This is a genomic window from uncultured Campylobacter sp. (assembly GCF_937997595.1).
Taxonomy (GTDB): Bacteria; Campylobacterota; Campylobacteria; order Campylobacterales; family Campylobacteraceae; genus Campylobacter_B.
Genome location: NZ_CALKTS010000096.1, coordinates 1 through 3297 on the forward strand (window position 1 = coordinate 1; position 3297 = coordinate 3297).

Genomic DNA, 3297 nt, shown 5'->3' on the forward strand with positions numbered 1-3297 from the left:
CCCATCTACTTTTTCCATTTAAATTTTAATCTCTTTCGCTTTATTTTTATAAAATTTTCCAACTCTTTATCGGTAAAATTTAAAACCTCTTTTCGATTTTGTAAATTTACATAAGTGTGCCTTATATCGCAATTACCGACAAAGGCGGCTTCCCAGTTCTTAATTAGCCAACTCGAGCTTATCGCATATTCCCGTCCTTTATTCGAGCGCATTTTATCGCTATAGCCAATAGGCGCAAACATACCGGAATAAAACCCCTCCAGATAGGGTAGTCTCGGGCATCCTTTCGTATCGGTTGCGACGATAAATTTTATCTTTCGATCATATGGACGAAAAGCCTTGTGACACTCTATAATATCTCCATTTTTTAGATCGTCTTTGAATTCTAAAAATTTATAAGTAAATTTTGCAGGAATTTTATCATTTACCCTTTTGTATTCGGTTACAGAGCTATCGTAATAAGAAAATATGCTTATATTTCTGGATGGCTCGGTATCACATATAAAATCTAAATTTTCTAATACCCACTTTTTAGAAATCAAACCATTATTATTTTTCACATTAGCTTCCGGCGGCAATATTATGAATTCGCCTAATTTATCGCCGTTTATACGCAGCAGGTTATTCCAGCTACAAAATAAAAACCGCCTTTGACCGATTTGCAGTATATCGCCCTCCGCGAAAATTTCTCTAAAATTATTAATCGAAAATTTCCTTCTACCTCTTACGGGTATTATCTTTTTATAATTTCTTTTCATGGTCCTTCTTTTGTTTTATTATTAAATCGCCGCGCACTCGCTAAATCCCTAAATGCAAAATATATAAATCATTTTTAATTGCCGAATCGATTAGTTCCAATAGGCCGTCTAATTGCTCGATAACCGAGGATTTATTTAGCGCGCAGTTTTTATCAAAAACAATCTGCTCATCGGCGCTCAAGAAAAGCGACCTCCAAGAGCATATTATATCTCTAAATTTAACTTTATCTTCTATCCAGCTATAGCCATAGTAATTTAGCCCTTTTTTCAAATTTATCTCATCGTTCCATGTGGTTTGCACCCACTTTAGAGAGTACGAAATATGAAGTATTAGATCATCGCTAATTACTACGCAATGCTCTTTAGAGAAGATATTTTCTTTTGTCTTTTTGAGTAAAAATTCATGTTTAGGCATATGGCTCCTTATTGTTTTAAAGCATGACTTGAATAAAACTCGATCTAGCTATTCGCCAAATTTCATCCAAGCGGCGGCATATTCTTGTGTCTCATTTCTAAAATATTTGCTAATTATATTATATTCGTCCCCTTTCGCAATATTTATAATTGTCTCAACAAAGCCGGTGCAAAACGCCGTGCCGATGTATTCGTCTTCGCTTGCCGCCCCCTTTTCCACAAAATCAAAAATTTCATTTCTTGTCTTTTCGTCCAAATCATCAAAAATTTTAATCGTAGTTTCTGCAAAAGATGCAAGCAACCACAATAAGCTAGGTATGTACTCCATATCGAAAGGAAATATCTGCTCTTGATAGGCGTTAAAATACGCCCTGTTTTTCTCTATAAAGAAATAGATATATTCCTCATATTTGCCCAAATCAGTCTCTATTAAGCGCATTTGCCAATCCTTATAAATTTTTACCCTTATAAAATTCCATCATAATGCTTCCCCCAAAATTTTATAGCGCTTTTTATCTCTTTTTCAAAATGTTTGAATGGTATATAAATTTCTTCTTGTTCGTAGGGCTTTAACTTTTTATATTTCTTGGTATGCGTAATTCTCGCAATATCTTCATAATTTTTTTGTAAAAAATCTATGATTATTTTTACCTCATCCCTGCTAAATTGTTTCGCTCTTGCCCGCCGCATAGGCGGTGTAAATGCTTGAATGAACATATCCTCTATAACCTCCTCATCGCCGAAGCGCTCGTAAAAATCAATAAAATCCAGGATATAATACCTAAAAGTATAGTCATTAAAGACACTCAAATCTCCCGATAAAAGTTTGATCGTGCTATGGTCTAAATCACACAGATCTTTACCGCACAAATCTTGCTCGACAAGCTCATCCTTTTGTACAGGATTTGTTATAATTTCCGGCTTTTGCAGTTTAAGCCGCGTCTTTAGCGCTTTTATTCTATTCGATAAGTTCATTTTGTCCTCCTTTTTAGAAAGCGTAAAATTTGAGCTTGGCTTATAATACTCTTTTACTCTTATCAGATATATCAAATACAGGATCAATCCTACGATAAGTAGTAGTTGCATAATGACAGACTGGGTTGTGGCTACGACATAGACTTTCCCTCCGCGATAGCCGCCCTCCGTTAATAGTTTATGAAAATTTAAAGACGATAGGATAATAAAAAATATCGTCATTACAATTCTTACCGGTTTCATGGTTTTAAATTATCCTTATATGAAATTCCAAGGACGGTTTGTCGCCTTTTATCCAATCAAAACCCAAGAATTTCATCGATAAATACACCTCGCTCAAGATTCAAATTTATCCATCTAGGCAGTATATGTCGTTGTCCAAATCCACATTATTATCTACTAATAGTTTCAGTAAATTTGCATTATAATATAGACCGGGCATGCTATTATAACTGTAAACTACGACTCTTAGCAGCTTTTTCACGCTTTGTAATTTTATACTCCTCGCGACATTTATATCTGCTAAAAATTTTTTAATTAGATCTCCCGCAAAAGGTATATCATAAAATTTTTCCTCTATGCTAAAGCCAAAATTTCTGTATTTTAAAATAGCACCTTTTAGTTTCAAATCTCCTTTTTGCCAGACTTTTGTTGCAGATATGCCGTTGCTGCTTATTGTTTCGGATAGATCCCTATCGCTTTCGATCGATAGGATTAGGATTACTTTGTTGCTTTTCAAGATCGCTCCTAAAAATCTTTTATATCCCATCTACGCACATATTGGCATTCAGTTCGGTGCATATTTTTATATTTATCCAAATATTAGCAAAAATCAACATATTCTGCATTGTAAGCCAAAATTTTTCATTTGGACACCCGCCCGGGGCAAATGACTGGGCAATATGCAAAGTCATCTCCGTTTCTAGCGCGATAATTAGTGATATATTGGGTTGCTACTTCAAATGCATCGTCATCTTCCGATTCAATACTCCAGCAATCGTATGTGATTATGGGCTCATTGCCGCTTAGGCGATATACATCCCCTCCTACGATAATCATACCTTTGCCTCTTGTGATTTTTAGCACCTCCATTACATCGCCACACCAAAGGAACCATTCAAAACCGTATAGTAGCCCAGTGGATAAAAGA

Annotated in this window: 6 protein-coding genes; all 6 read right to left on the reverse strand. The window is 35.2% G+C overall.

The genetic code is table 11. The annotated features are described in order from the left end of the window. Positions 1-5: 5 nt before the first annotated feature. The gene (locus Q0614_RS03460) at positions 6-758 is read right to left on the reverse strand and encodes a hypothetical protein (protein WP_298786547.1); all 753 of its coding nucleotides are present in this window, start codon (positions 756-758) and stop codon (positions 6-8) included. Between the two features lie 40 nt (positions 759-798). Next, on the reverse strand, positions 799-1173 hold the full coding sequence (locus tag Q0614_RS03465) for a hypothetical protein (protein ID WP_298786549.1): 375 nt from the start codon (positions 1171-1173) through the stop codon (positions 799-801). Positions 1174-1221: 48 nt separating this feature from the next. Continuing rightward, complete coding sequence (locus tag Q0614_RS03470; protein ID WP_298786551.1) at positions 1222-1611, reverse strand: hypothetical protein; 390 nt, start codon at positions 1609-1611, stop codon at positions 1222-1224. Positions 1612-1637: 26 nt separating this feature from the next. Next, a complete protein-coding gene (locus Q0614_RS03475; RefSeq protein ID WP_298786553.1) occupies positions 1638-2390 on the reverse strand; it encodes a hypothetical protein in 753 nt (250 codons plus the stop codon). A 106-nt stretch (positions 2391-2496) separates the two neighbouring features. Next, on the reverse strand, positions 2497-2886 hold the full coding sequence (locus tag Q0614_RS03480; RefSeq protein WP_298786555.1) for a hypothetical protein: 390 nt from the start codon (positions 2884-2886) through the stop codon (positions 2497-2499). A 125-nt stretch (positions 2887-3011) separates the two neighbouring features. Next, positions 3012-3297, reverse strand: a 286-nt coding sequence (gene imm40, locus Q0614_RS03485) for an Imm40 family immunity protein (RefSeq protein WP_298786557.1), incomplete at its 5' end; no start/stop codon positions are given.

Coding starts and splice junctions, on each gene's coding strand:
- Q0614_RS03465 (WP_298786549.1), bottom strand. CDS start 1,173: ATGCCTAAACATGAATTTTTACTCAAAAAGACAAAAGAAAATATCTTC.
- Q0614_RS03470 (WP_298786551.1), bottom strand. CDS start 1,611: ATGCGCTTAATAGAGACTGATTTGGGCAAATATGAGGAATATATCTAT.
- Q0614_RS03475 (WP_298786553.1), bottom strand. CDS start 2,390: ATGAAACCGGTAAGAATTGTAATGACGATATTTTTTATTATCCTATCG.
- Q0614_RS03460 (WP_298786547.1), bottom strand. CDS start 758: ATGAAAAGAAATTATAAAAAGATAATACCCGTAAGAGGTAGAAGGAAA.